Source organism: Mycobacterium bulgaricum (genome assembly GCF_041287165.2).
Classification (GTDB): domain Bacteria; phylum Actinomycetota; class Actinomycetes; order Mycobacteriales; family Mycobacteriaceae; genus Mycobacterium; species Mycobacterium bulgaricum.
The window spans coordinates 262811-283106 of the sequence record NZ_JBGGKV020000005.1; the positions used below are offsets into that span (position 1 = coordinate 262811).

The window sequence follows — 20296 nt, forward strand, 5'->3', positions numbered from 1 at the left end:
CGGACTGTCGACAACCAGCCCTTCAACGAGTTTGCTGCAACCTCTCCAAGGCCGTTCTGCACAGAATGCCAAGACGTTGCTGCAAACCTATTTGATCTGCAGTGGCAGCTTCTCCGGTCGACGCACCAGCAGGCTCGGCAGCCACCTGCCGGGTTCGGCCATCTCGACATGCGACGTGCGTTCCAGCAGGTGTTGCAGAACGATCCTTGCCTCCAGTCGGGCCAGCGCCGCCCCGACGCAGAAGTGTGCGCCTCTGCCGAAAGCCAGGTGTGCCTTGCTGTCCGGGCGATCGATCCGGAATTCGTCGGGATCGTCGACATGGGCGGGATCCCGGTTGGCGGCTCCCCACAGCAGCAGGAGGCGAGAGCCTTCGGGGAGGCGCGCACCGGCCAGGTCACAGTCGGTGAGGACGTGGCGGTAGTGGCCGCGGAAGGGTGGCTCGTAGCGCAGCACCTCTTCCAGAAAGGCAGGGATACGCGCGGGATCGGCGCGCAGCTCGCTCTGCAGTTCGGGCCGGGTGGCCAGGATTCCCACCGCGGATCCGATCAGCGACGCCGTCGACTCACCGCCGGCCCCGAACAGTGTGAGCATGATCGCCAAACCGGTCACCAACTCCAATTCGCCTGCGGCGCAGGCTGTTGCGATCACGCCGAGAAGGTTGTCAGGCGGGTCGTCGGCCACATCGGTCATGTGCCCGGCAATGTAGGCGCCTAGTTCGAGCGCTGCGGCACCGGCGGAGGCCAGCGTTGAATCGTCGACGCGACCTTCGAGGATCTGGGTGCTCGCGTACGCCCAGGCGGTGATCCGGTCGACGTCCACGCCGGGGACGCCGATCAGGTGGCACACCACCATCATCGGCAGCCGGTTGGCGACGGTGCTCATCCATTCCACGCGGTCGCCGGCGACACCGCTCCAGAGTTCGTCCATCGTGTCGGTGACGTACGCCTCGAGGGCGCGGATACGTCGGCCGGACAACTGGGGAAGAAGCATTCTGCGGTGGACGGCATGTGCCGGGTCATCGGCGGTCGCGAGCGCGTGGGAGGGACTGCCGAGACCGTCCATCGGCAGCAGGCCCACGGTGCCGTCGGGCTGAACTCTCATCGCCCCGGTGAGATTCGACGAGAAGTCCTCGGTGCGTGCGAGCGCTTCGGTGACGGCATCCCACCCGCAGACCACGTAGAAGTCCGAGTCGGCGACGCGGTGCAGTGGCGCGCGGGCGTGCATGCGCGCGTACAGCGGATACGGATCCTGCAGGAATTCTTCGTCGAACAGCGCCGCACCCAGATCGGTCATCGCCTCAGACAACGGCCTGGTCTCGCGGCGTGTCAACGAGGATGTCAAAGTCGAAACCGGGGACCGACCACCCCAGCGCAGGACGTCTCACCGCGGTGCGCCGAACACCTGCGATGCCGAGATTTCGCGCGCAGAATGTCTCAAGCTGAGATTCGCGATCGCAAGCATCTCAAGGAGGAGCGGGTGGCGCAGGGCGACTGGCTGATCGGTGACCGGCGTGCCCAAGCCGCCGAACGCATCTACTCGGCGGCCACCGAGCTGATAGTCCGGCACGGGCTGGAGGCGTTCGACATCCCCACGCTGCAGCAGAAGGTGCACTGTTCGCGGGCGACGATCTACCGTCATGTGGGAGGCAAGGCCCAGATCCGAGAAGTGGTGCTCCTGCGGGAGGCGGAACGGATCATCGAATCGGTGCGTGCCGCAGTCGACGGGCTGCGCGGTGACGAGCGCACCGTCACGGCGGTGCTGGTCGCACTCGACCGAATCCGGGCCGATCCGCTCGGACGCACGCTGTTGAACTCGATGCGCAGGGGAGAGCTGGCATGGATCGGTACGTCGCCGATTCCTCCGGCTCTGGCAACGGAACTCACCGGTATCGCCGACGGCGATTCCCAGGCGGCCCAATGGATCGTTCGGGTTGTTCTGTCACTGCTGTTCTGGCCGATCGAGGACCCCGACACCGAACGCGCGATGCTGCAGCGGTTCCTTCTCCTGGAGCCGACCGCCCGGCATCGAGTTCAGCCGGCGCCCTTGCCGTTGTCCACCCGATAGATGGCGCCGTGCACCGCGGCAGCGTCGTCGCTGGCAAGGAATGCGATCGTCTTGGCGACGTCCTCGGTCTCCATGAACCCGCGCGGTGAGGCGATCCGCAGGATCAGATCCCAGTCGGCGTTTTCCGGCGCCTCGAACTCGGTGCTCTGCGCGGTCGGCATCCCGCCGGGGCAGATCGCGTTGACGCGCAACTTCTCCTTGGTGAACTCCACGGCCAGCGCACGCGTGAGGCCGATCAGCCCGTGCTTGGCAGCGCAGTAGCCGGCTGAATAGACCTCCCCCTCGACCCCGGCGATGGACGCCACGTTGACGATGTTTCCGCCCGTCTCCAGCAGATGGGGCAGCGCCGCGCGGCACAGGAAGAACGGCCCGTTCAAATTCACCGAGAGATCGGCCGTCCAGTCGTCGTCGGTGACGGACACCGTGTGCCGCATCTTGTGGTAGCCGGCGATGTTGGCCAGCACGTCGAGCCTGCCGAACTGGTTGACGCAGTCGGCGACCGCCTGCGCGCACGCCTCCGAGGACGTCACGTCGACCGACGCGAAGCGCCCGTTCGGGATGTCGGCGAACACCTCGGCCATGCGGGAGGCGTCCCGTGCGATGCCGAAGACGGTCGCGCCGCGCTGCGCGAAAAGTTTTGCCGTGGCGGCACCCAACCCCGCCGACGCCCCTGTGACCAGTGCGACCTTGCCGCTCAGTTGACTCATGCCCATGACTTTCTCATGGGGTATCGGATCAGACGGCGGCGCGTGGTTTCACCGGCGGCACGGCCGCCAGGAGGTGCCGGGTGTATTCCTGTTCAGGCGAGGCGAACAACTCGTCGGCGGGCCGGTTCTCGACGACGCCGCCGTCGCGCATCACCAGCACCTGATGGCTGAGCCGCCGGATGACGGCCAGATCGTGACCGATGAGCAGATATGTCAGCCCGAGATCTGACTGCAAGCGCAGCAACAGGTCCAGCACCCGAGCCTGAACGGAGACGTCCAGAGACGCGGTTGCCTCGTCGAGGATCAGCAGGTCCGGCTCGGCGGCGAGCGCGCGGGCGATGCTGACGCGCTGGCGCTGCCCGCCGGACAACTCGTGCGGATAGCGCTGGGCGAATTCGGCCGGCAGACCTACGAGGTCGAGCAATTCCTCGACGCGACGCCGTCGGCCGTCCTTGCCGTCGGCCAGCTTGTGCACGACCAGTGGCTCGGCGATCGAAGTGTCCACGCGGGCACGCGGATTGAGCGAGGCGAACGGATCCTGGAACACCAACCCGATGCGGCGCCGCATCTTCTTGGCGGCGCCGCCCTTGACGTGCAGGACGTCGTCCCCGGCCAAGGTCGCCTCACCCGAGTCAGGGGTGACCAGACCCGTCAACGTCGCGGCGACGGTCGACTTGCCCGAACCTGACTCTCCGACCAGGCCCAGCGTCGTCCCGCGCCGGATCTGGAACGACACATCTTTGACCGCGTGCACGGTCGAGCGGCCCACCGGGGTGGACACGGTGAACCGGACATCGAGACCGTCGATCTTCAGTAGTTCCTCCGCGTCGGGGACGGCGGGCGGCCCGGACCGGTCGAGGACGGGCCGCGCGGCCAACAGGTCTCGGGTGTACTCGTCGCGGGGGTGGTCGAAGACATCCACGATCGGTGCCTGCTCGACCGCCGCGCCGTCCCGCATCACCGTGACGTCGTCGGCCACCTGACCGATGACGCCGAGGTCGTGGCTGATCCACACCACGGCGGTGCCGAAGTCGCGCTGCAGCGTCCGGACGAGCTCGATGATCTGCGCCTGCGTCGTGACGTCCAGCGCGGTGGTGGGTTCGTCGGCGATCAGCAGCTCGGGGTCGCATGCCAGCGCGATCGCGATCATTACCCGCTGGCGCTGCCCGCCCGAGAGCTGATGGGGGTAGGCGTGCAGCCGCATGTCGGGGTCGGGCAATCCGACGGCCTCAAGCAGTTCCAGAGCTCGCGCCTTGGCCGCCCGCCGAGTCAGCTCTCGGTGTGTCTCCAGCGATTCCGTGATCTGACGTTCCAGAGTCAGCAGCGGGTTGAGCGAGGTGCCGGGATCCTGGAACACGAATCCGATCCGCGCACCGTGCACGCTGCGCAGCACGCGCTGGGTGGCGCCCACCAGCTGCACCTCGTCAGCCAGCGTGCTTGATCCCGAGACACGGGCTCCTGGCGCGTCCAGCAGACCGGTCGCGGCCAGCACGGTCATCGTCTTGCCCGAACCGGATTCGCCGACGATGCCGACGGTCTTCTCCCGGTCGACGTCGAAGGACACTCCGTCGACGATGGTGCGCCCGCCGATGCGAACCCCGAGATCGTCGACACTCAGGACGGTCACCGTTCCCGCCTCCGTGCCTCTATCGTGGTGCGCTGCTTGGGATCCAGCACGTCGCGCAGCCCGTCGCCGAACAAATTGAACGCCAGCACGATCACGAAGATCGCGGCGCCGGGAAACACCGCCATCCACCACGCCATCGTGACGAAACCCTGGGAGTCGAAGATCATCCGGCCCAGCGACGGCTGCGGCGGCTGAATTCCCAAGCCCAGGAACGACAGTGCGGCCTCCGAGAGGATCGCGAATGCCAACGACAGAGAGGTCTGAACAATCAGGGGACCCGCGATGTTCGGCAGGACATGGCGCGACAGGATGTACAGGTCGCCGGCCCCCATGGCGCGCGACACCGACACGTACGGTTCGGTGCGCACACCCAGCGTGCTGGCCCGGGCCACCCGCGCGAAGATCGGCGTGTACACGATGCCGATCGCCAGGATCGTCGTCGTCACCCCGGGCCCGAGGATGGCCACCACCGCCAACGCGAGCAGCAGCACCGGGAACGCGAACATCACATCGACGACACGCATCAGCACCGTGTCGAGCCAGCCGCCGCGGTACCCGGCGATGAGGCCGACCGCCACGCCGACGACCACGGCGAACGCCACGCTCACCACCGCGATCCGCATCGACGCCTGCGTCGCGGCGAGGACCCGGGACAGTACGTCGCGGCCCAGTTCATCGGTGCCGAACCAGTGCGAGCTGCTGGGCGGCGCAAGCGCATTGGGCACGTCGACGTCGTTGATGCCGTAGGGCACGATCCAATTCGCCGTCACCGCAACGACAGCCACCACCACGAGAACCACGGAGCTGACCAGTGTCACCGGGTTGCGGGCGAGCAGTCGCCACGACGCCGGCCTGCCGGTGTCGTGGTCGGAATCGGTGGCGTGGACAGTCATCCCAATCGGATCCTCGGGTCTACGACGGCGTAGAGCACGTCGACGAGCAGGTTGATCACCAGGAACAACGCGGCGATCAACAGGACCGCGCCCTGAATCAGCGGATAGTCGCGAGCTGCAACGGCGTTGAACACCAGACGCCCCAAGCCCGGCCACGCGAACACCACCTCGACGACGATGACGCCGCCCAGCAGGGTCGCCAGCTGGATACCCGTGATCGTCAGGATCGGGACCAGGGCGTTGCGCACGGTGTGGCGGAACGTCACCACCCGCGGCGGTAGCCCTTTGGATCGGGCCGTGCGTACGTAACCGGACGCGGCCACCTCGAGAACGGCCGATCGCACGTAGCGGGTCAGGATCGCCGCTGCGACGAGGCCGATCGTCACGCCGGGCAGGATGATGTGCCGCAGCCATCCAGCCGGATCTTCGAACAGCGGCCGATATCCCGACGTCGGTAGCCACCCGAGCACCGTCGAGAACAGCGCGATCAACAGGATTCCCATCCAGAAATCCGGGATCGACACGCCGAACTGACTGGTGACCCGCACGAGGACGTCGCTGATCTTGCCTTCGCGCAACGCGGAGTAGATGCCCGCGGGCAGGGCAAGCGCCAGCGCGATGACGATGCCGGCGAAACCCAGTGACAGGGTGGCGGGCAGGCGCTCCAGCAACGTGACGGTGACGGGGTCGCCGTTGCGGAAGCTGACACCCAGATCTCCGGTCAGGGCCGAGCCGATGTAGCCGAAGAACTGTGAGACCAGCGGGCGGTCGAGACCGCTGGCCGACCGGAGCGCCTCATAGGCTTCCGGTGTGTAGCGCGTGCCGAGCGCGATCCGCACCGGATCCCCGGGAACCAGGTGTACGAGCGCGAAGACCACCACCAGGACGCCGAACATGACGACGGCCGAATACAGCAGCCGGCGTGCGACGAACCGGAGGACCACGGCTACGCCCCCCCGCCGTCCGTGTTCAGCGTCGCGCCGCGGAACCGCACCGCGCCGTCGCGTCGCGCCTCATAGCCCGACAACGCGGGATTCCAGGCCTGGATGACCGACGGGTTGTACAGATAGATGTAGCTGACCTCGTCGGCGATCAACGTCGCCGCCTCGGCGTAGACCGCTTTCCGGCTGGCTTCGTCGGTATCGACCCGGCCCTCGTCGAGAAGGCGGTCGACCTCGGGGTTGGAGTACTTCTGCGCGTTGCTTGTGCCGTCGGTGTGGTGCTGGGCGTAGTAGAAGTCGTCGGGATCGATGTTGCCGAGCCAGCCCATCATGAGCATGTCGAAGTTGCCCGAGTTCTGCTCATCGAGCCACGTCGCGAAATCGACCGTACGGATGTTCACCGTGATGCCAAGGGGCCCAAGGTTGTCGGCGATGATCTGGGCCGCGGTCACCGTCTCCGGATATTCGGTGGTGGCCAGCATGTCGAGGGCGGTCGGGGCAGCGTCGGCCTCCTCCAACAACTCTCGCGCCCTGTCGAGACCACCCGAGCTGTACCTGTCATACGGCGTGAACCATGGGTTGCCCTCGGGGATCGCGAGCTGGTTCTGCGCGGCGGTGCCATAGCTGGTCGCCTGCACGATGGCATCGCGGTCGATGGCGTACGCGACTGCCTGGCGCACACGCACGTCGTCCCAGGGTGCGCGCGCCTCGTTGAGCGCCAGGTACCAGTAGTCGTTGCTGGGGGTGACCGCCAACTCCACCGACTCGTCGTCGCGAAGCTGGTTGACGCGTTGCGGCGGGACGGAGTCGGTCCAGTCGATCTCGCCGGCCTGCAGTGCCGACAGTGCTGTCGACGGCTCCGAGATGAACCTGAACGTCACACCCGAGACGCCGGGCGGGCCGCCCCAGTAGGTCGGATTGGCGCCCAGCGAGATCGAGTCTCCACTTTTCTGCCCGAGAAAGCTGAACGGCCCGGTGCCGATCGGATGCGTCGCGATCTGACCGCTCTCGACGTTGGCGCGCGACACGATCGCCATGCCCTTGAACCCGCCGAGATTGGTCAGCATGTTCGGCGTCGGCCGGTCGACCCGCAGCACCACCGTGCCCGGGTCGGGCGCCTCGATCGCGGTCACCGAGCTGAACTTGTCGGAGTTGGTGAGCTGCTCGTCGATGATCCGCCGGTACGAGAAGACGACATCATCGGCGGTCAGCGGGGCGCCGTCGTGGAACGTGACGCCGGGGCGCAGATAAAAAGTCCAGGTCAGCTGGTCGGGGCTGACGTCCCACGACTGGGCCAGCGCGGGTCGCATCTCGAGGTTGGCGTCTGGTTCGACGAGCGTGTCGTACACGTTCTCCAACACCTCGAATGAGAAGTACGCGGAGGTTTTGTGGGGGTCGAGTTGATCGGGTTCGCCCGCGATCGCGGCGATGAGGCCGCTGCCGGCACCCTCGCCGAGGTTCACGCGCTCACCGGTCGAGCATCCGGTCAGACCGGCCATGACGGCACATATGACGAGAACAGCGGCGCGAACCGCCATTCCCGCCATATGCGACCACCCCGGACTCGAGCCTGCTCCGGGGTGTCTACCCGGTGCTCCGCCGGGTAAAACGCGTCGTCTGGCGCGGCGGGCGACAAACCCGTGACTTTGTCCACCGGGGGCTGAAATACTGCCTGGCATGACAATGCTGCGCGGTCTGGCCGCGGTCGCCGTCCTGACCGGAACAGCGGTGGGAGCTGCCGGACCCGCGCAGGCGGACACCCCGGTGATGGAGGGCGTCTACAACTATGTGTCCGAGGGGCAGACGGGGTCGTGGACGCTGTACCCGTCGTGCGTCCCCACCGTCGGAGACCTGCGGGTGAACCTTGAGCTGCCCGTGGCGTGCCAGATACACGTCGGGCCGTCGGACGGCCTCACCGGTGGTGACGCCCGGATGGTCGGCGGAAGGTGGAGCTTCACCACGCCGAAGAACGACGGCATGGAATGCCCGGACGGCACCTTCGCGCCGACGGTCGAGGTGTTCACGTTCGACGAGACTTCGGGCACGCGCAGCATCTCTCACAGCGGTGGCTGCGGCATGCCGCCGGGCATCATCAACATTCCGTTCACACTGACCTACAAAGAGCCGCTGGCGATCCCGGTCGACCGGTACCCGTTGATCTGTGAGCCGGGCGGCCTGCGACGCTGCTTCTGAGCTCGGCCTGTCGACTCGACGAAAGGTGTTGTGCGTGGCTGGATCCGACGTGAAGCGTGTGGTGATCTGGGGTACCGGTTTCGTCGGCAGGATGGTGATCGCCGAAGTGATCGAACATCCCCGCTTCGAGCTCGTCGGCGTCGGGGTCAGCAACCCCGACAAGGTCGGCCGCGACGTCGGTGAGATCTGCGGGCTCGGCCGCGATGTCGGGCTCATCGCGACCGACGACGTCGACACGCTGATCGGCCTCAAACCGGACGCGCTGGTGCACTACGGTCCCACTGCCGCGCGCGCCGATGCCAACATCGAGCTGATCACGCGATTCCTACGCGCCGGGATCGACGTCTGCTCCACCGCGATGACGCCCTGGATCTGGCCCACGATGCACCTGAATCCACCCAACTGGATCGAACCTGTCACGGTGGCCTGTGAGCTGGGGGAGTCCTCGTGTTTCACCACAGGTATCGATCCCGGATTCGCCAACGACCTCTTCCCCATGACGCTGATGGGTCTGTGCTCTGAAGTTCGCAAGGTCCGCGCGTCTGAGCTGCTCGACTACACGAACTACGAAGGCGACTACGACCGTGAGATGGGCATCGGGAAGCCGCCGGAGTTCAAGCCCATGCTGGAGAATCCCGACATCCTGGTTTTCGCCTGGGGCGCAACAGTTCCGATGATCGCGCACGCGGCGGGCATCATGCTCGACGAGATCACCACGACGTGGGAGAAGTGGGTGACACCCGATGAGCGCAAGACGGCGAAGGGCATCATCGCGCCGGGTAACGTCGCCGCGGTCCGCTTCACGATCAACGGTGTGTACCAGGGGGAGACGCGCATCCAGCTCGAGCACGTCAACCGGATCGGAAACGACGCCGCACCGGACTGGCCGTCCGGAAACGAGAACGACGTCTACCGGGTCGACATCGAGGGCACGCCGAGCATCTTCCAGGAGACGGCGTTCCGGTTCACCGACGGTTCGGGACGCGACGCCGCGGCCGCCGGGTGCCTGGCCACCGGACTGCGCGCCCTCAACGCCGTACCTGCAGTCAACGACCTGTCGCCGGGCTGGGTCACCGCGCTGGACCTGCCTCTGATCCCGGGAGTCGGGACGATTCGCTAGGCCAGACCGTCAAGCCTGCGCTGCAGGAATCGCCGGGTCTGGCTGTTCTGTACACGGCTGATGGCCAGCCGGTACTGGACTGCGGCTTCCGACGAGCGTCCCAGCCGGCGCAGCATGTCGGCGCGCGCTGCCGCCAGCGTATGTCCCTCCGCGACACGCGGATCGGTGGACAGCGTGTCGAGTTCGTCGAGCCCCGCCTCGAAGCCGTGGAGAAATCCCAGTGCGACAGCGCGATTGAGCCGAGCCACCGGCGAAGGCGACCACGAGAGCAGCTTGTCGTAGGCCGCCACGATGTACCTCCAATCCGTCGCCTCCCACGTCGGGGCCGTCGCGTGGGCGGCGGCCAGGGCGGCCTGCGCGAGGTACGGGCCGCCGCCGAGTGACGCCGCACGGCGAAAGTGGTTCACCGCCTGCGCAATCGACGGACGATCCCACTTGCTGCGGTCCTGCTCCTCCAGCGTCACCAGCTCGCCGGACGCATCGGAGCGCTGCCCCCGCCTGCTGTCGTCGAAAAGCATGAGGGCCAGCAGAGCGTGAGCCTCGGCCTCGTCGGGCATCAGGTCGCACAGCAGCCGACCGAGTCGCACCGCTTCTAAGCACAACTCCGTGCGCACGGCGTCCTCGCCCGCGGACGCGAAATAGCCTTCCGCGAAGACCAGGTAGATGCACGCGAGAACATCGTCGATACGGTCGCGCAGCAGGTGAGCAGGCGGCACGCGCAACGGAATCCGCGAAGCCCGTATCTTGGCCTTCGCCCTCGTGAGGCGTTGTGCGACGGTGCCTTCCGGCTGCAGGAAGGCGCGCGCGATCTCCGTAGTGCTCAACCCGCAGACCAGTCGCAGCGTGAGAGCGACACGGGCTTGCGGGGACAGGGCCGGATGGCAGCACGTGAACATCAGCCGCAGTTGGTCGTCCGCCACGGGGTGCACCTCCTCGTCGACCGGCGGGGGTTGCAGCAGAGACGCTCCCGCCTCTTTTCCGGCGCGCAGAGACTCACGCCGCAGACGATCGAGAGCGCGATTGCGCGCCGCCGTCGTGATCCATGCCCCTGGGTTGTCCGGTGTCCCCGTCGCCGGCCAGGAACGCAGCGCGTCGGCGAACGCGTCCTGCACCGCGTCCTCGGCCAGGCCCACGTCGCCGACGAGCCGGGCGACCGTCGCGACGGCACGCCCGAACTCGTCCCGGTAGACGCGGCCGACGCTCACTGGGTCATGTCGACGACCTGGCGCACCTCGACGCCGCCCTTCGGGCCGATCGGGATCTGTGCAGCGACCGCGACAGCGTCGTCACGGTTCGGCGCGGCGATGAAATAGAGTCCGTTGACGATCTCCGCCGTCTCGCTGAACGGACCATCGGTGATCAGCATCCTGGCATCCCGGACGCGGACGGTCGTCGCCGTCTGTGGCGGATACAGGGCGCCTCCACCGCGTAGTGAATCTCCGTGTGTAGCACCGAATCTCGCGTGTTCTGCGACGCCTGCCTGCCACTCGGTGGACGAGGGCTCGAGCGCCGCATCCTGCGGTTCGTACAGCAGGGCGGCCCACCAGTCGGCCTGTGCACCCTCGTGCTGGTGGAACTCGACCATCGGCCACAGCTCGACGGCGCCACCGTCGTCGCTCGCCGCGGGAATCTGGGCGGCCACCTCGAGTGCGTCGTCGAGATTCTGGCAGTCGAGCACCATGATGCCGCCGATCACCTCGGCTTGTTCGGTGAACGGCCCATCGGTGACCAGAGGTGCGGCCGGCCCGGGACGCACCGAGATCGCGTCGGAGGACGGGTGCAGCGCGCCGCCGCCGACAACGGCTGCGCCCGCCTTTTCGTCGAAGGCTGCATACCGTGCCACGTCCGCGGCGAACTCCGGGCTCTGGGGGTCGGCCGTCGCCGGGTCTTCGCGCCAGTAGAGCAGGGCCAAGTAATGCATGTCGATCGATCCTTCCTAGTTGTGGGCGTCGCCGTCAGCGCCCCTACCGAGACGACGAACGAGCGCGGCGGATCTCTACATGCGGGGTCCGGCTATTTCGCCCGTTTGACCAGAACCACGTGCGCGAGCGGGATCTGTATCTGTTCAGGCGCGGCGGCAAGGCGCTCGGCGACGCCCGCCTCGAGGCGGTCGAACAACTCTGCCGCGCGAGAGGGTGCATCGTCTTCGAGCGCCACCAGCAGCGCCGGGAACACCGCGACCCGCGCGAACTCGGCCCATTTGGCGCCGAAAGCCCGTGCGTCGCCGTCGATCCGATACCGGTTCCAGAATCGGTCCTCGCCGTCGAAAACCTCGACGTGGTCGATGGCCAGCTGCTCGAACCGTCCGGATGGAGCGAACGGCGCCGCGAAATCGGCGGCGCGGCGCCCGACCGTGGGAATGCACATGGCGGCCACTTCGCTGTCGGTGATCAGCCCGCCGCCGACCAGCTCGGCCAGCGCGTCCACGATCGCCGCGAGCAGCGGCCGATAGCCGAACTCGCCGTCCTCGGCGATCGCCATCGTCATCACCACCAGCCGACCGCCCGGACACAGTTCGCGGCCACGGAACGCGACGAACTCGTGCCAGTCATGCGCCGCCTGCCTGGCGAACGCCGATCGCACCTTCTCATCGGAGCAATGGTTGACCTGGATGTGGTCCCCGATGCCGCAGGGGACCCGGCTGAGCCAGTGGATCGCCCACGAACTCCACCCCAGATTGACGCTGTTCGACGGCAGTATCTGGGAGTAGAAGGACCTGCCGACGGCGGAGGCGAACGTTGCCCGGTCCTTGCGTAGGTAGGCGTCCGGATCGTTCTCCAGGTTGGCGAACATCTCGGAGAAGTCGTTGTCCGGACGGTCGGTATGTGCGACCAGCACCGAATGGTCAGGGCGGGTTCGTTTGCGCAGCACGGCTATTGCCGCGCCGATCGGCAGCAGTGAGTTCAGTCCGTTGGACGCACCGTAGTCGGCGATCACGATCGGTTGCGGCGGTTTGGGGATCGGCACCTCGGCAGCGGCCTTCTCGAATACGGCGATCGCAGGGGTGAGTCCGGGAGCCTGAAGCCGGGTGGCGGCGCTGTAGGAGCCGCTGTCCGTCGGCTCCGGCCGCACGACGATGCTCGACTCAGCCATCCTCCGACGGTAATACCCGTGCGGCAAACGCGCCGCCGAACGTGAGGCCGTGAAACACTTCGCGGGTGAAAGGACGCCTGGGGCCGCGGATCGCCGCCATCGCCGCGGTGTGCCTGCTGGTCGTCGGCGGCGGAGGGCTGATCGTGTCGTTGGTGCTCAGCGCTCTGGTATTCGACGATTTCGACGCCTACGGCGAAGTCCCGATTCCCGGATCGGGCAGCGTCGAACTGCCCGCCGGCGAGGTGACAGTCAATTTCCACACGGCCGTGACAGGCACCTCCGGCGGCGGATTCCCCGTCCCCCCGCTGCGGATCAGCATCGCGGGCCGGAACGGACTGCCCGATCCGGTCCTGACCCAGGTGGACGGTTCGGTCACGTCGGTGAACAACGATGTGCGCGTGCGGGTGTGGGCACTTGAGGTCTTCGAGGCAGGCGTTTACGACATCGACACCGGGGGAGAGGTCAACGGCTATATCAACCCGCAGCTGGCCTTCGGGCGGGACAGCGCGCCGGGGTGGATGCCGTGGGCCTTCGGTGCCGCTCTTGCCGCCGGCATCGCCGGGCTCGCTGCCGCGCTGACCTGGCGGTCTCGGGCGGGGCGCACCCCGCAGCCGCCGCGCGCGCCCATCAGTCTCGACGGGCCCACATGGCCCGGCCCGACGCCGCCGCCGGTGGCCAGCTACCAACCCACCGACCACGGGGTGCGGGTCGAACAGCTCAAGACGCTGGCCGCCCTACGCGACTCCGGCGCGCTGACCGAGGCTGAATTCGAAGCCGAGAAGCGGCGCGTCCTGGACGGTTAGCTGCCTCTCGCGACCCATTCGTCGTAGTGCACGATCTCCTCACCGACGGTCGTCGTATCGCCGTGTCCGGTGTAGACGACGGTCTCGCCTGGCAACGTCCCGAGGCGCCCCGAGATCGACTCGAGGATGGTCGGGAAGTCAGAGAACGACCGACCCGTCGCGCCTGGCCCGCCCTGGAACAGGGTGTCCCCGCTGAACACCGCGTTGAGCTCCGGCGCGTGCCAACACACCGAGCCGGGGGAGTGCCCCGGCGTGTGGAGCCCGCGTATCTCGGTGCCGGCGACGTGCAGGGTCTCGCCATCGTTCACGGTGCGAAACTCGCTGTCCGGGTGCGTCATTCGCCACAGCACCTCGTCGGCCGGATGGAGAAGCACCGGCGCGTCCAGGGCTCGGCCGAGCTGCGGCGCAACTGTCACGTGATCGTTGTGTCCGTGCGTGCACACCACGGCGACCACGTGACGGCCGCGGACAGCCTCGATGATCGGGTCGGCGGTGTGGGCCGCGTCGAAGACGATCACTTCCTTGTCATCGCCGACGAGCCAGATGTTGTTGTCGACGTCCCAGCTGCCGCCGTCGAGTTCGAAGGTGCCGCTGGTGACGAGACGCTCGATCGAGCTCACAGGACCACCACCGAGCGCAGGACCTCACCGGCGTGCATTTTGTGGAAGGCGTCTTCGATCTGGTCGAGGCCGATGCGTTCGGAGACGAATTTGTCGAGGGGAAAGCGGCCTTGGAGATGCAGCGAGATGAGGGTCGGGAAGTCACGTTCGGGCAGGCAGTCGCCGTACCACGAAGACTTCAAAGACCCGCCGCGGCTGAAGAAGTCGATCAACGGCATCTCCAGCGTCATGTCCGGTGTCGGTACGCCGACCAGCACGACGGTTCCGGCGAGGTCGCGCGCATAGAACGCCTGTTTCCACGTTTCGGGACGGCCGACGGCGTCGATGACGACGTCGGCGCCGAAGCCGTCGGTCAGATCCTGAATCGTCTCGACCGCATCCAACTCGGTGGCGTTGATCGTGTGCGTGGCGCCGAATTCACGTGACCAGTCGAGTTTGCGGTTGTCGGTGTCGACGGCGATGATGCGCTTGGCGCCGACCAGGCGCGCACCGGCGATCGCGGCGTCACCGACGCCGCCGCAGCCGATCACCGCGACGGTGTCGTCCCGGTTGATCGCGCCGGTGTTGATGGCTGCACCGAGGCCTGCCATGACGCCGCAGCCGAGCAGGCCCGCTGCGGCCGGGTCGGCGGCAGGGTCGACCTTGGTGCATTGGCCTTCGTGGACGAGGGTTTTGTCGGCGAAGGCGCCGATGCCCAGCGCCGGGGTCAACTCGGTGCCGTCGGTCAACGTCATCTTCTGGGCGGCGTTGTGGGTGTCGAAGCACAGATGCGGGCGGCCGCGTTTGCAGGCGCGGCATTGGCCGCATACGGCGCGCCAGTTCAGGATCACGAAGTCGCCCGGTTCGACGTTGGTGACGCCCGCACCGACGGCCTCGACGATGCCTGCGGCCTCGTGGCCGAGCAGGAACGGGAACTCGTCGTTGATGCCGCCCTCGCGGTAGGTCAGATCGGTATGGCACACGCCGCAGGCTTGGATGTCGACGACCACCTCGCCCGGGCCGGGGTCGGGGATGACAATGTCCACCACCTCGACCGGTTGAGCCTTCGAACGAGAGATCACACCGCGCACCGTCTGAGACATGCCCCAACCCTAATGGGTCGACCGGGAGTTGGAACATTGTCCAAACGGTTGTCCATCCGTCGAAATTTGACGAGCGCGAACCGGGTTGTCTCTACCGTCATCGACATGACAACTGTGAACGAGAACGCGGCGCTCACCGACGAGTCCACCGAGGACTTCGCGCAACGCATCGTCGGAACCATCGACGCCGCCAGCGTCGCGCTGCTGCTGTCGATCGGCCATCAGACGGCGCTGTTCGACACCATGGCCACGCTGCCGCCCGCCACCAGCACCCAGATCGCCGATGCGGCAGGCCTCAACGAGCGCTATGTGCGGGAGTGGCTCGGCGGCATGGTTGCTGCTCGCATCGTGGCTTACGATGCTGCGGCCCTGACGTATTCGCTCGGCCAGGAGCGCGCGGCCGTGCTGACACGGACGGCCGGCCCGGACAACCTCGCCTGCCTGGCGCAGTTCATCCCGCTACTCGGGGAGGTCGAGCAGAAGGTCATCGACTGCTTCCGCAACGGCGGCGGCCTGTCCTACTCCGAGTATCCGCGGTTTCACAGGCTGATGGCCGAGCAGAGCGGCGAGGTGTTCGATGCCGCGCTCGTCGACGGCATCCTGCCGATGGTCGACGGCCTCCCCGAACGCCTGAGGGCAGGCGCCGATGTCGCGGACTTCGGTTGCGGCAGTGGACATGCCGTCAACGTGATGGCTCAGGCATTCCCCGCCAGTCGTTTCGTCGGTATCGATTTCTCCGACGAGGGGCTCGGCGCTGGCGTGCGCGAGGCCCGCGAGCTCGGGCTGGGCAACGCGGACTTTCAGGCATGCGACGTCGCCGAGTACGGCGAAGCCGAGGTGTTCGACGTGATCACCGCCTTCGACGCCATCCACGACCAGGCGCACCCCGGCCGTGTGCTGGAGAACATCCACCGGGCGTTGCGCCCCGGGGGCACGTTCCTGATGGTCGACATCAAATCGTCGAGCCGCGTCGAGGAGAACGTGGGCGTGCCGCTGGCCACCTACCTCTACACCGTGTCGACGATGCACTGCATGAGCGTGTCGCTGGGCCTCGATGGTGACGGGCTCGGGACATGCTGGGGCCGCGAGCTGGCCCTGTCGATGCTCTCCGATGCCGGGTTCGGGGACGTGGAGGTGCGTGAGATCGACTCCGATCCGATCAACTTCTATTACATCGCCCGCAAGTAGGCTCATCTCCCTGTGAGCGCACTCGACGTCCTCGACGACTGGCCGGTCCCCACCGTCGCTGCTGCGGTGGTGGGGCCGTCCGGTGTTCTGAGCCGCCACGGCGACGGCGGCCGGCGCTTCCCGCTGGCCTCGGTGACCAAGCCGCTTGTCGCTCGCGCAGCACAGGTGGCCGTCGAGGAAGGCGCCGTCGAACTGGACGCGCAGGCAGGCCCGCCCGGCGCGACGGTGCGCCATCTGCTCGCCCATGCCGCCGGCTATGAGATGACGTCGTCGAAGGTGATCGCCGCACCGGGCACGCGGCGTATCTACTCCAACTACGGCTTCACCGCGCTCGCCGAGGCGATCGAGGCCGGTTCGTCGATCTCGTTCGCCACCTACCTGACCGAGGCGGTCTTCGAGCCGCTCGGGCTGACCGACACCGAGCTCGACGGGGGAAACGGTGCCGCGGGGTACGGGGTGACGTCGACCGTCGACGATCTCGTCGCGTTCGCCGGAGACCTGCTCGCGCCGGTCACGGTGTCCGAGCAGATGCATGCCGAGGCGACCGGCGTGCAGTTCCCTGGACTCGACGGTGTCCTGCCCGGGTTCGGCGTTCAGCGCCCGAACGACTGGGGCCTCGGATTCGAGATCCGCGGTGGCAAATCTCCGCACTGGACCGGCTCGGCCAACTCGTCACGCACGTTCGGTCATTTCGGCCAGTCAGGGACATTTTTGTGGGTCGATCCTGCCGCCGCGCTCGCTCTGGTGGTGCTGACCGACCGCAAATTCGGGGAGTGGGCGCATTCGGTGATGCCTGCGCTGTCTGATGAAGTCCTAAGAGAGTTCGGGGCGGACTAGCGCAACACACGTCTCACGAGGCACAATAGACCCGCGAGTCACAAAATTTTATACAACCGGTTCGGCTGAATCATCTGCTGCTCGGAAACCACCAGGTCGTTGGGGAAGACGTCCCTCGTGGAACCGAAGGAGTAGAGGATGCGTGCAGCGAACCAATTCGCCGACGCGACGACCGGCGTGGTGTACATCCACGCCTCACCCGCTGCGGTGTGCCCGCATGTGGAGTGGGCTCTGTCGTCGACCCTCAACTCGAGGGCGAATCTGAAGTGGACCCCGCAGCCGGCGATGCCCGGCCAACTGCGCGCCGTCACCAACTGGGTCGGGCCGGTCGGCACCGGAGGTCAGCTGGCAAACGCGCTGCGCTCGTGGTCGGTCCTGCGTTTCGAGGTGACCGAGGACCCCAGCAGCGGCGTCGACGGGCACCGCTGGTGCCACACGCCGCAACTCGGCCTGTGGAGCGGCGCGATGAGCGCGAACGGCGACGTGATGGTCGGCGAGATGCGACTGCGGGCCCTGATGGCCGGTGGTGCCGACATGCTTGCGGCTGATCTGGATTCGGTGCTCGGCACCGCCTGGGACGAGGCCCTGGAGGCCTACCGCGACGGTGGCGAGGGCGCCGAGGTCAGCTGGCTGAGCCGGGGAGTCGGCTAGGCCGAAGGATCTTGAGCGCCCTGGGTACCGCGGACACCTCCACGGGAAGAGGACACACGTACTCGCCATCGGCGTAGGCATTTATCCCGGGGCATTCCACGGTGACAGTGCGCGCCCTCTTCGTGCTCACCTCGGCGAGGTCGACGTGCGTGCCCTTGAACACCGTCGGGAACAACCGGATCAACCGGGTGCGCGACGCCGAGGCCACCATCGTCGCGTCGAGCAGCCCGTCCCTGGGATCAGCACCGGGGCAGATCTTCATTCCGCCGCCGTAGCTCTTCGTGTTGCCGAACGCGGCGAGCGTCAGCTCGGTGTCGACCTCGGCGCCGCCGTCGAACGACAGCCGGAACGGCAGCAGCCGCAGCTTCGAGATCTCGGCCACCATCGCCAGGTTGTACCGCATCCGGCCGTGCGGCCACGTCATCCGGTTGGTCCGGTCGGTCACCAGCGAGTCGAAGCCCGCGGCCATCACGGTGCCGAACCATCTGTCGGTACCGTCTGCGCCCGAGATGCGGCCCAGATCCACCTCGTCGGTGACCCCGTCGACGATGACGTCGGCCGCAGCCTCGGGCTCCCTGGTGGGGATACCGAATTCGCGGGCGTGGTCGTTGCCGGTGCCCGCCGGGATCAGACCGAGTGGAATGTCGGTCTGCGCCAGCACCTGCAGAGCCAGCGAGATGATGCCGTCGCCGCCGACGACGACGAGCGCGTCCATGCCGCGCTCCAGGGCGCCTTCGACCAGCTGACGTGCGTGGGCGGAATCGCGGCCCGCGATCGCGACGACGTCGACGCCGCGCTTGTGCAGCTGCGTGATCGCCCGCTCGGCGGCATGCGGTGCGCTGCCGTGCCCCGACGCCGGGTTGGTCAGCACCGTCACGCGTGTCATGGAATCAGCTTGCCCGGGTTCAGGATTCCGGCGGGATCGAGCGCGGCCTTGACGGCCCGCAGCACCGCGACGCCGAGGTCGCCGATCTCGTCGCGCATCCATGGCCGGTGATCGGCGCCCACCGCGTGATGATGGGTGATCGTGGCGCCGGTGCGCACCATCGCGTCCGACGCGGCGGCTTTCGCGTTGCGCCACTGCTCGATCGGGTTTCCCCGCTGTGCGGCGACGACGGTGAAGTACAGCGAGGCGCCGGTCGGATACACATGCGAGATGTGGCACAGCACCAGCGCCGGCGTTCCCGAATCGGCCAGTGATCGCGTCAGCGCCTCGGTGACGGCGGCCTTGAGCGCGGGCACGTTGGACCAGTTGGTGGCGGTCTCCAGCGTTTCGCACAGGGCGCCCGCCGACAGCAGGGCATCGCGCAGGTAAGGAGCGTTGAACCGGCCGTGCTCCCAGGCCCGCGCGGGCCCTTCGCCCAGGGATGTTCCGCCCTTGGCGGCCAGCAGGTCCCGGGTCTCGGCATGTCTGCTGGCCACGTGCGATTCGGTGCCCTCGAACGCCGTGATCGCCAGGCAGCCGCCGGTGTGTGTCTGCTCGCCGATGCTCTCCGTGGTCGCGAGGTTGACCCCGGTCTCGGCCTCGTCGGACAACCGGATCACCGTGGGGCCGGCACCGGTCTGCACGACGGCGCGCAGCGCGTCGGCACCGGTCGCGAAGTCAGGGAACGACCACGCCTCGTAGCGCGTCGTCTCGGGCACCGGATGTACGCGGACGCGGACGCGGGTGATGATGCCAAGAGTGCCCTCCGACCCGATCAGCAGCTGGCGCAGATCCGGGCCGGCAGCGGATTCGGGTGCGCGGCCGAGATCCAGCACGCCGGCCGGGGTCACGGCGCGCAGGCCGCGCACCATGTCGTTGAATCTGCCGTAGCCGGCTGAATCCTGGCCGGAGGAGCGCGTCGCGGCGAAACCACCGATCGTCGCGAACAGGAAGCTCTGTGGGAAGTGTCCGAGGGAGAAGCCGCGCTCTCCGAGCAGCCGCTCGGCTTCCGGACCGGTCAGCCCGGCGCCGAGCTCCGCCTCCCACGACACCTCGTCGAGGGAGTGCAGTTGGTCGAGCCTGCGCAGATCCAATGAGATGACGGCCTTGAAGTCGCCGCGCGCCGGGTCGAGCCCGCCGACCACGCTGGTTCCGCCCCCGAACGGCACGACCGCGATGCTGCGGTCGCCGCAATAGCGGAGAATCTCGGCTATGTCGCCCTCGGTGCCGGGAACGAGCACCGCGTCAGGTGCGTCCTGGACTCCGAAGTCTCTGCGGCGCAACAGATCCAGGGTCGACTTGCCGCCCGCGCGCAGCAGCCGGGCGCGGTCGTCGACCGTCACGTGTGCGTCGCCGACGATCGCGCTCAACCCGTCGCGGTCGGCCCCCGACAGTGCCGACGGTCGAAGCCGGACCTGTTCGAGTGTGGGCTCCTCGGCGTGGGCGCCCTCGATTCCCAACGCCTGGTCGAGCAGCGACCGAATACCGGGGGAGAGCGGCTTGGCCGCCGCCGGGTCGCCCCATGCGTTCCACTGCATCGGCGGGTCGCTGG

Annotated in this window: 20 protein-coding genes; 7 read left to right on the plus strand and 13 right to left on the minus strand. The window is 67.5% G+C overall.

Annotation, left to right across the window (positions count from 1 at the left end; genetic code table 11):
* Positions 1–87: 87 nt before the first annotated feature.
* Positions 88–1293, minus strand: coding sequence for a cytochrome P450 (locus ACAG24_RS16425; protein WP_370473642.1), 1206 nt, complete (start codon positions 1291–1293; stop codon positions 88–90).
* A 183-nt stretch (positions 1294–1476) separates the two neighbouring features.
* On the opposite strand from ACAG24_RS16425, the gene ACAG24_RS16430 reads away from it, so the two are divergent.
* A complete protein-coding gene (locus ACAG24_RS16430; protein WP_370473864.1) occupies positions 1477–2064 on the plus strand; it encodes a TetR/AcrR family transcriptional regulator in 588 nt (195 codons plus the stop codon).
* On the opposite strand, the gene ACAG24_RS16435 is transcribed toward ACAG24_RS16430, so the two are convergent.
* Genes ACAG24_RS16435 through ACAG24_RS16455 form a run of 5 tightly spaced genes read right to left on the minus strand, consistent with a single transcriptional unit; the run spans position 2031 to position 7779 of the window.
* Positions 2031–2771 (minus strand): SDR family NAD(P)-dependent oxidoreductase, encoded by a 741-nt coding sequence (locus ACAG24_RS16435; protein ID WP_370473641.1) that lies wholly within the window; start codon positions 2769–2771, stop codon positions 2031–2033. The two genes, ACAG24_RS16430 and ACAG24_RS16435, sit on opposite strands and share 34 nt — an antisense overlap.
* 28 nt (positions 2772–2799) lie before the next feature.
* Positions 2800–4398 (minus strand): dipeptide ABC transporter ATP-binding protein, encoded by a 1599-nt coding sequence (locus ACAG24_RS16440; RefSeq protein WP_370473640.1) that lies wholly within the window; start codon positions 4396–4398, stop codon positions 2800–2802.
* Positions 4395–5291: an ABC transporter permease gene (locus ACAG24_RS16445; protein WP_370473639.1), complete on the minus strand. Its 897-nt coding sequence runs from the start codon at positions 5289–5291 to the stop codon at positions 4395–4397. Before ACAG24_RS16445 ends, ACAG24_RS16440 begins: the two co-directional genes overlap by 4 nt.
* Positions 5288–6235, minus strand: a complete 948-nt coding sequence (locus tag ACAG24_RS16450) for an ABC transporter permease (RefSeq protein WP_370473638.1) — start codon at positions 6233–6235, stop codon at positions 5288–5290. The genes ACAG24_RS16445 and ACAG24_RS16450 overlap by 4 nt, the downstream gene beginning before the upstream one ends.
* Positions 6236–6237: 2 nt before the next feature.
* Complete coding sequence (locus ACAG24_RS16455; protein ID WP_370473637.1) at positions 6238–7779, minus strand: ABC transporter substrate-binding protein; 1542 nt, start codon at positions 7777–7779, stop codon at positions 6238–6240.
* 130 nt (positions 7780–7909) lie between these two features.
* On the opposite strand from ACAG24_RS16455, the gene ACAG24_RS16460 reads away from it, so the two are divergent.
* Both ACAG24_RS16460 and ACAG24_RS16465 read left to right on the plus strand, forming a co-directional pair.
* Positions 7910–8425, plus strand: coding sequence for a hypothetical protein (locus tag ACAG24_RS16460; protein WP_370473636.1), 516 nt, complete (start codon positions 7910–7912; stop codon positions 8423–8425).
* Positions 8426–8459: 34 nt separating this feature from the next.
* Positions 8460–9545, plus strand: coding sequence for an NAD(P)H-dependent amine dehydrogenase family protein (locus ACAG24_RS16465; RefSeq protein WP_370473635.1), 1086 nt, complete (start codon positions 8460–8462; stop codon positions 9543–9545).
* Here ACAG24_RS16465 and ACAG24_RS16470 read toward each other — a convergent pair.
* The 3 genes from ACAG24_RS16470 to ACAG24_RS16480 form a co-directional block, all read right to left on the minus strand.
* The gene (locus tag ACAG24_RS16470) at positions 9542–10750 is read right to left on the minus strand and encodes an RNA polymerase sigma factor (protein ID WP_370473634.1); all 1209 of its coding nucleotides are present in this window, start codon (positions 10748–10750) and stop codon (positions 9542–9544) included. The two genes, ACAG24_RS16465 and ACAG24_RS16470, sit on opposite strands and share 4 nt — an antisense overlap.
* A complete protein-coding gene (locus ACAG24_RS16475) occupies positions 10747–11466 on the minus strand; it encodes a YciI family protein (RefSeq protein WP_370473633.1) in 720 nt (239 codons plus the stop codon). Before ACAG24_RS16475 ends, ACAG24_RS16470 begins: the two co-directional genes overlap by 4 nt.
* A 92-nt stretch (positions 11467–11558) precedes the next feature.
* On the minus strand, positions 11559–12638 hold the full coding sequence (locus ACAG24_RS16480) for a class I SAM-dependent methyltransferase (protein ID WP_370473632.1): 1080 nt from the start codon (positions 12636–12638) through the stop codon (positions 11559–11561).
* Positions 12639–12703: 65 nt separating this feature from the next.
* Here ACAG24_RS16480 and ACAG24_RS16485 point away from each other — a divergent pair, with 65 nt between their 5' ends.
* The gene (locus tag ACAG24_RS16485) at positions 12704–13441 is read left to right on the plus strand and encodes an SHOCT domain-containing protein (protein ID WP_370473631.1); all 738 of its coding nucleotides are present in this window, start codon (positions 12704–12706) and stop codon (positions 13439–13441) included.
* On the opposite strand, the gene ACAG24_RS16490 is transcribed toward ACAG24_RS16485, so the two are convergent.
* Both ACAG24_RS16490 and ACAG24_RS16495 read right to left on the minus strand, forming a co-directional pair.
* The gene (locus ACAG24_RS16490) at positions 13438–14061 is read right to left on the minus strand and encodes an MBL fold metallo-hydrolase (RefSeq protein ID WP_370473630.1); all 624 of its coding nucleotides are present in this window, start codon (positions 14059–14061) and stop codon (positions 13438–13440) included. The genes ACAG24_RS16485 and ACAG24_RS16490 overlap by 4 nt on opposite strands.
* Positions 14058–15143, minus strand: coding sequence for an S-(hydroxymethyl)mycothiol dehydrogenase (locus tag ACAG24_RS16495; protein WP_370473629.1), 1086 nt, complete (start codon positions 15141–15143; stop codon positions 14058–14060). The genes ACAG24_RS16490 and ACAG24_RS16495 overlap by 4 nt, the downstream gene beginning before the upstream one ends.
* 105 nt (positions 15144–15248) lie before the next feature.
* Between ACAG24_RS16495 and ACAG24_RS16500 the strand changes: the two genes are divergently transcribed.
* From ACAG24_RS16500 to ACAG24_RS16510, 3 genes are all read left to right on the plus strand, one after another.
* The gene (locus tag ACAG24_RS16500) at positions 15249–16331 is read left to right on the plus strand and encodes a class I SAM-dependent methyltransferase (protein WP_370473628.1); all 1083 of its coding nucleotides are present in this window, start codon (positions 15249–15251) and stop codon (positions 16329–16331) included.
* Between the two features lie 12 nt (positions 16332–16343).
* Complete coding sequence (locus tag ACAG24_RS16505) at positions 16344–17168, plus strand: serine hydrolase domain-containing protein (RefSeq protein ID WP_370473627.1); 825 nt, start codon at positions 16344–16346, stop codon at positions 17166–17168.
* Between the two features lie 138 nt (positions 17169–17306).
* Positions 17307–17819 (plus strand): DUF3145 domain-containing protein, encoded by a 513-nt coding sequence (locus ACAG24_RS16510; RefSeq protein WP_370473626.1) that lies wholly within the window; start codon positions 17307–17309, stop codon positions 17817–17819.
* Here ACAG24_RS16510 and ACAG24_RS16515 read toward each other — a convergent pair.
* Entirely contained in the window at positions 17791–18705 is a 915-nt protein-coding gene (locus ACAG24_RS16515) for a diacylglycerol kinase (protein ID WP_370473625.1), read from the minus strand. The two genes, ACAG24_RS16510 and ACAG24_RS16515, sit on opposite strands and share 29 nt — an antisense overlap.
* Positions 18702–20282 carry an FAD-binding oxidoreductase gene (locus ACAG24_RS16520; protein WP_370473863.1) on the minus strand — a complete coding sequence of 527 codons (1581 nt, stop codon included), beginning with the start codon at positions 20280–20282 and terminating at the stop codon, positions 18702–18704. Before ACAG24_RS16520 ends, ACAG24_RS16515 begins: the two co-directional genes overlap by 4 nt.
* Positions 20283–20296: the final 14 nt, after the last annotated feature.

Bases quoted from the DNA above. Each gene is read 5' to 3' on its own strand.
- ACAG24_RS16445 (WP_370473639.1), bottom strand. From the start codon at position 5,291: ATGACTGTCCACGCCACCGATTCCGACCACGACACCGGCAGGCCGGCG.
- ACAG24_RS16510 (WP_370473626.1), top strand. From the start codon at position 17,307: ATGCGTGCAGCGAACCAATTCGCCGACGCGACGACCGGCGTGGTGTAC.
- ACAG24_RS16480 (WP_370473632.1), bottom strand. From the start codon at position 12,638: ATGGCTGAGTCGAGCATCGTCGTGCGGCCGGAGCCGACGGACAGCGGC.
- ACAG24_RS16515 (WP_370473625.1), bottom strand. From the start codon at position 18,705: ATGACACGCGTGACGGTGCTGACCAACCCGGCGTCGGGGCACGGCAGC.
- ACAG24_RS16520 (WP_370473863.1), bottom strand. From the start codon at position 20,282: ATGCAGTGGAACGCATGGGGCGACCCGGCGGCGGCCAAGCCGCTCTCC.
- ACAG24_RS16475 (WP_370473633.1), bottom strand. From the start codon at position 11,466: ATGCATTACTTGGCCCTGCTCTACTGGCGCGAAGACCCGGCGACGGCC.
- ACAG24_RS16455 (WP_370473637.1), bottom strand. From the start codon at position 7,779: ATGGCGGGAATGGCGGTTCGCGCCGCTGTTCTCGTCATATGTGCCGTC.
- ACAG24_RS16500 (WP_370473628.1), top strand. From the start codon at position 15,249: ATGACAACTGTGAACGAGAACGCGGCGCTCACCGACGAGTCCACCGAG.
- ACAG24_RS16425 (WP_370473642.1), bottom strand. From the start codon at position 1,293: ATGACCGATCTGGGTGCGGCGCTGTTCGACGAAGAATTCCTGCAGGAT.
- ACAG24_RS16460 (WP_370473636.1), top strand. From the start codon at position 7,910: ATGACAATGCTGCGCGGTCTGGCCGCGGTCGCCGTCCTGACCGGAACA.
- ACAG24_RS16495 (WP_370473629.1), bottom strand. From the start codon at position 15,143: ATGTCTCAGACGGTGCGCGGTGTGATCTCTCGTTCGAAGGCTCAACCG.
- ACAG24_RS16435 (WP_370473641.1), bottom strand. From the start codon at position 2,771: ATGAGTCAACTGAGCGGCAAGGTCGCACTGGTCACAGGGGCGTCGGCG.